The organism is Herminiimonas sp., from assembly GCF_030645555.1.
Classification (GTDB): Bacteria; Pseudomonadota; Gammaproteobacteria; order Burkholderiales; family Burkholderiaceae_D; genus Oxalicibacterium.
The window spans coordinates 1-5,712 of the sequence record NZ_JAUSME010000228.1; the positions used below are offsets into that span (position 1 = coordinate 1).

Genomic DNA, 5,712 nt, shown 5'->3' on the forward strand with positions numbered 1-5,712 from the left:
CTTGCGTATCTGAAACGCTTTCCGATTGACCGCATCAAGATAGATCAATCCTTCATCTTCAATTGCGACAGCGATCCGGATGATGCGATCATTTCACAAACCATCATCGCACTGGCACATGGACTCAAGATCAAGGTCATAGCCGAGGGCATAGAAAAGCAGGAGCATTTCACCTTCCTGAAAGAAAATGGCTGCGATGAAGGGCAGGGGTATTTGATCAGCAGGCCGCTCGCCTTCGAGGCTATGCGCGAATTATTGATTGCCAGACAAAACCTTCATTAATCGTTTTTCAACCCGGCATGCGCAAGCGCGATTGCGGTGCCGCAGGCCAGCATCATCCCGCCCTTCCTGTTTGACGCCCCTGGCCGCGCCGGTCTATAATGAGAACAGTTCTCAAGAAGGCGTCTCGCAGCCTTGAATTTGATAAGCAAGTAGACATTTCTGCTTACTCGACGCGTGAATAAGCTAGTCCATTTGGGTGCAACTGCCTGATGTTTGCGACAGCTGCGTCTTCACTGGGTAAAATACGTACTCTTATTGATTTAGACCATGCGGACGACATGATCGTGTCGATTTGCATGCCTGGACCATCCGTATTCGGTCCGTGTTTGCATACGCAGTAAAATTTTTGAAATTAGGATGCATTGATCTTATGGCTGCTTTTGAAACTGTTCGCATACTGAGTGTTCATCACTGGAACGACACGCTGTTTTCTTTCACCACCACGCGCGCGCCTAGCTTCCGCTTTGAAAGCGGACATTTCGTGATGATAGGCCTGACCATCAACGACAAGCCTTTGATGCGTGCCTACAGCATTGCCAGCCCGGCATGGGAAGAGCATCTGGAATTCCTGTCGATCAAGGTACAGGAAGGTGCGTTGACCAAACATCTGCAAAACATGAAAGTCGGCGATGAACTGCTGGTCGGGCGCAAGCCGACAGGCACGCTGGTGATTTCCGATCTGTTGCCGGCCAAGCGCCTGTTCCTGTTCGGCAGCGGCACGGGCCTGGCGCCTTTCATGAGCATCATTCGCGATCCTGATACCTACGAGCGTTTCGATCAAGTCATACTGGTGCACGGCGTGCGCCTCGTCAGCGAGCTGGCATACCGCGAATACATAGGCAAGGAATTGCTGGAGATCGATGGCCTGGGTGAAGAGATCGCCGCCAAGCTGCTCTACTACCCAACCGTGACGCGCGAGCCGTTCATGCATGAAGGCCGCATCACCACCGCGATTGAAAGCGGCAAGATGTGCAAGGATCTCGGCATTGCGCCTATGGACCCGCTCACCGACCGCGCCATGATATGCGGCAGCCCCGATATGTTGAAGGACACCGCCGCACAATTGGACCAGCTGGGCTTTGAAGTATCGCCGGGTGTAGGCCAGCCGGGTGACTATGTGATCGAACGCGCTTTTGTCGATCGCGGCTGATAGCCTGCATATTTAAAAAGCAGAGATTGGTAGCGCCCCGCTTTTTTCTTGCAGGCGCATCAAACTGAACAGGGTGGCGCTGATGTTTTAAACATCAGCGCCATTTTTGTATCTGCACACGCATAACGGAAGACGGATGTTCTGCACTTGCAGCCATTCGTGCTTGCACGCTGCGCACTCCTGCAAGAATCATCTTCACAATTCTTTACCTTGCAGAAGCAGGGATTCCCTTGATTATCAAAGGCGGACTCGTTATCGTTAGCTACCGTCTACCCAACGTTTGATGACGTCGCCAGCCATTCCATCGTCGCTTCCGGATAGCCAGCCAGTCCCTTGACTGGGCGCATTGGATTACCCGTACCACGTATGCACCGTTGAACCTGGGGCCGATATGGCCGTGAGCCATCGCTGCTTTCCTCTGCCTCATTGAATAACAAGCAAAACTCTGAATGTCTCTATCCATGAAGTATTTATCTTCGTTTGTCGCCAGCCTGCGCAGGCACGCCCTCCATCGCTATACGCTGCTGGCCTTGTTGCTCGCACTGGTCGCTGGTGCCGGCTATTGGGGCTGGCAAAAGTTCTATGCCAAGAAAGATCCACTCGAAATTTATCAGGTAGCAGAAGTGCAGCGCGGCGACATCCAGGATCTGGTGACGGCGACCGGTACTGTGCAGCCGCTCGAATATGTGGATGTAGGCGCGCAGGTATCCGGGCAATTGAAGAAGCTGCATATCGAAGTGGGTTCCGTGGTCAAGGAAGGCGATCTGCTGGCAGAGATCGATCCGACCGTGTTCCGTGCGACGGTGGATGCGCGGCGCGCAGGTTTGCGCAATCAGGAAGCGACGATGAAGGAAAGGGAATCGGCGCTGGTCCTGGCCAACCTGCAATACACCCGGCAAAAGAACTTGATGGCAGCCGATGCCACGTCGGCCGAAGCATTGCAAACTGCTGAAGCTGCATTGCGTGCGGCCAAGGCGCAGATCGCGGCTTTGCAGGCGCAGATAGAACAAACGCAATCCACCCTGCGTGCGGATGAAGCCAATCTTAACTATGCAAAAATCTATGCGCCGATGGCGGGCACCGTCGTGTCGCTGACAGCACGTCAGGGTCAGACGCTGAATGCCAATCAAAATGCACCGACTATCCTGCGCATTGCCGATCTGTCGACGATGACGGTGCAGACGCAGGTATCGGAAGCGGAAGTCGGCAAGTTGCGCAAAGGGATGGAAGTGTATTTCACCACGCTGGGCAGCCAGGGACGGCGCTGGTACGGTGCCTTGCGCAAGGTCGAGCCTACACCGACTGTGACCAATAATGTGGTGTTGTACAACGCCTTGTTTGATGTCCCGAACCAGAATCAGGCGCTGATGCCGAGCATGACGACGCAGGTATTCTTTATTGCCGCGACGGCAAAAGATGCATTGCTGGTGCCGGCAGCTGCCGTGACGATCAATCGCGGGACTGGTGGCGGGCGTCGTGAACGTGGCGATCGCGCCGATGCCGGCGCCAATGAAAATCCTGCCGCCAGTGGCAGGCAGTCCAGAAAACGCACGGCAGAAAAATCCACCGCGGACAATGCCGCAGCCACTACAGCAGAAAAAGCAGCAGAAAAAACAGTAACGCCGGTCGCCGCATCCAATAGCACCAGTCCGCCCGTTGATCCGGCAGCGTCCACCAGCGGTTTTGCCGGACAGAGCACAACACGGACCCCGCGCAATGGCACAGTCAAGATCATCGACAAGGATGGCAAGGTTGAGCAGCGCAAGGTGGAACTGGGGGTGATCAACCGTGTGCAGATGCAGGTGCTGAGCGGCTTGTCGGAAGGTGACGCCGTGATCATAGGCATGAAGCTGCCGCCGTCGGCCAAGCGCACGCAGGCTGCTGCACAGCCGGGCGGCTTGCCACCAGCCATGGGCGGGTCAGCGGCACGGGGTCGTTGATGAGCGCAGAAATTGCACTGCCGGTCGCAGTCATCGGTACGCGTCCCGCTGACGAGACGCCGCTGATCGAATTGCGCGGCGTGACCAAGACTTACCGTAACGGCGGTCTTGAAGTCGAAGTACTGCACGGGATAGACCTGAAAATTTATGAGGGCGAATTCGTCGCCATCATGGGTGCATCGGGTTCCGGTAAATCGACGCTGATGAACATACTCGGTTGCCTGGACCGACCGACTACCGGCAGCTATTACTTCATGGGGCGTGACGTTTCCGGCTTTAGCCGCGATGAACTTGCGCTGCTGCGGCGCGACGATTTCGGCTTCGTGTTTCAAAGTTATAACCTGATCGCTTCGGCCAGCGCGGCGGAAAATGTCGAGGTGCCGGCGATGTATTCCGGCTTGCCGCCAGCCGAGCGTCATGCGCGTGCGCAAGCCTTGCTGACCGAGCTGGGGCTGGCTGAACGTTCGCACCACAGGCCGAATCAATTGTCGGGCGGACAGCAGCAGCGGGTGTCGATTTCACGTGCCTTGATGAATGGCGGCCGCATCATACTGGCCGATGAACCGACTGGTGCGCTCGATAGCAAGAGCGGCCATGATGTGATGAAGCTGCTGGCCGACCTGTCGGCGCGCGGACATACGGTGCTGTTGATTACGCATGCGAAGGAAGTAGCCGATCACGCGCAGCGACTGATAGAAATCAAGGATGGTCACATCCTTTCCGATCCCGGCCCGGCACATCCATCGCCAACACAGACAGAGTTTGTGCGGCCGGTGGTGGCCGGCGTGGCTTCGCGGCTGAGCGATATGCTGGAAGCTGCAAAGATGGCGTTGCGCTCTTTGCGTGCAAATTTTTTCCGCTCGGTGCTGACCCTGCTCGGCATCGTGATTGGCGTGGCATCGGTGATTGCGATGCTGGCGATCGGCGACGGCGCCAAGGCGGAAGTGGTGGCGCGCATCAGTGCAATGGGTTCCAACCTGTTGTTGGTGCGGCCGGGTGCGCCGAACCAGCGCGGCTTCAGCAGTACGGCAACGCTGGTGGTGGATGACGTCAAGGCGATTGATGAATTGCCGAATGTGCTGGCTGCCGTGCCCGAGCAGAGCAGCAATGTGACACTGCGTTTCGGCACCTCGGATGCATCTACCAGCGTGACCGGCACCTCGGCCAAATTCCCGCTGGCGCGGCAATGGCCGGTGGCGCAGGGCACCTTCTTCAGTGATGAAGATGAAATGAATTATGCGGCTGTCGCGGTGCTGGGCAAGACCACCTCTGCCGCCCTGTTCGGCGACAGTAGTCCGATAGGCGAATTCGTGATGATCAACAACCTGCTGTTCCAGGTGGTTGGCGTGATGTCCGAGCGCGGCGCCTCGCCTATGGGTTCGGATCAGGATGATGTAGTGTTCGTGCCTTACTCGACCAGCAGCCTGCGCCTGTCGGGCCAGCGCTATCTGCGCAATGTTACTGTCGCAGTGGAAGACGTGGATCGCATCGACGATACGCAGGAAGCAGTCGACAAGCTGCTGCTGGAGCGCCACGGCACGGTCGATTACCAGATCCGTAACATGGCATCAATCATGGAAGCGATGGAGCAGACGCAGAATACGCTGACCATACTGCTCGGTTCGATCGCGGCGATCTCGCTGCTGGTCGGCGGTATCGGTGTGATGAACATCATGCTGGTGTCGGTCACCGAACGCACGCGCGAGATCGGCATCCGCATGGCGACCGGCGCGCGCGAGAGCAATATCATGCAGCAATTCCTGATCGAAGCCGTGGTGGTGTCCGCCATCGGCGGTGCCATCGGTGTCGTCTTTGGTTTGGCGACTGCCGCCGTGATTGCTGCGTTCGGCACACCGATACAATATTCCCCGACGCCGGTCTTGCTGGCCTTCGGCTGCGCCTTCATGACCGGCCTGGTGTTCGGTTATTTGCCAGCCAAAAAAGCGGCGCAACTCGATCCCGTGGTCGCTTTGTCAGCAGAATGAGTCAGCAGAATGAAATGGACGCCATGACATTACCTTATATTTTTCGCCATACCCGCCTTGCGCTTGCAGTCGCAGCAATGCTTGCACTGAGCGCCTGTGCAACGCGCATCGATGCCACCAGGCCGCAGATTGAATTGCCTGCAACATGGGCCGAAGTGGCGCCAGCCGGCCTTGCCTTGCAGCGCGACTGGTGGCGCGGCTTCGGTTCGGATGAACTATCGTCCTTGATCGATCAGGCACTGGCCGGCAGCCCAAATCTGATCATCGCTGCCGAGCGCGTAACGCAAGCCGAGATTGCCGCCCGCAGTGCCGGCGCATCGCTGTTCCCATTGCTGACGGTGAGTGCGAACACCGG

At 57.1% G+C, this 5,712-nt stretch carries 4 protein-coding genes and 1 pseudogene; all 5 read left to right on the forward strand.

What is annotated here, in order from left to right; translation table 11 throughout:
* Positions 1-282: EAL domain-containing protein (locus Q7T06_RS08910; RefSeq protein WP_304783676.1), on the forward strand; the 282-nt coding region annotated here is incomplete at its 5' end.
* Positions 283-652: 370 nt separating this feature from the next.
* The gene (locus tag Q7T06_RS08915; protein ID WP_304783679.1) at positions 653-1,432 is read left to right on the forward strand and encodes a ferredoxin--NADP reductase; all 780 of its coding nucleotides are present in this window, start codon (positions 653-655) and stop codon (positions 1,430-1,432) included.
* 461 nt (positions 1,433-1,893) lie between these two features.
* Complete coding sequence (locus Q7T06_RS08920; RefSeq protein ID WP_304783682.1) at positions 1,894-3,372, forward strand: efflux RND transporter periplasmic adaptor subunit; 1,479 nt, start codon at positions 1,894-1,896, stop codon at positions 3,370-3,372.
* Complete coding sequence (locus Q7T06_RS08925; RefSeq protein ID WP_304783685.1) at positions 3,372-5,357, forward strand: MacB family efflux pump subunit; 1,986 nt, start codon at positions 3,372-3,374, stop codon at positions 5,355-5,357. Before Q7T06_RS08920 ends, Q7T06_RS08925 begins: the two co-directional genes overlap by 1 nt.
* Positions 5,358-5,380: 23 nt before the next feature.
* Positions 5,381-5,712 (forward strand): annotated as a pseudogene (locus Q7T06_RS08930) (hypothetical protein); the annotation flags it as partial.

Excerpts from the sequence above, each read along its gene's own strand:
- Q7T06_RS08925 (WP_304783685.1), top strand. The coding sequence starts at position 3,372 with ATGAGCGCAGAAATTGCACTGCCGGTCGCAGTCATCGGTACGCGTCCC.
- Q7T06_RS08915 (WP_304783679.1), top strand. The coding sequence starts at position 653 with ATGGCTGCTTTTGAAACTGTTCGCATACTGAGTGTTCATCACTGGAAC.
- Q7T06_RS08920 (WP_304783682.1), top strand. The coding sequence starts at position 1,894 with ATGAAGTATTTATCTTCGTTTGTCGCCAGCCTGCGCAGGCACGCCCTC.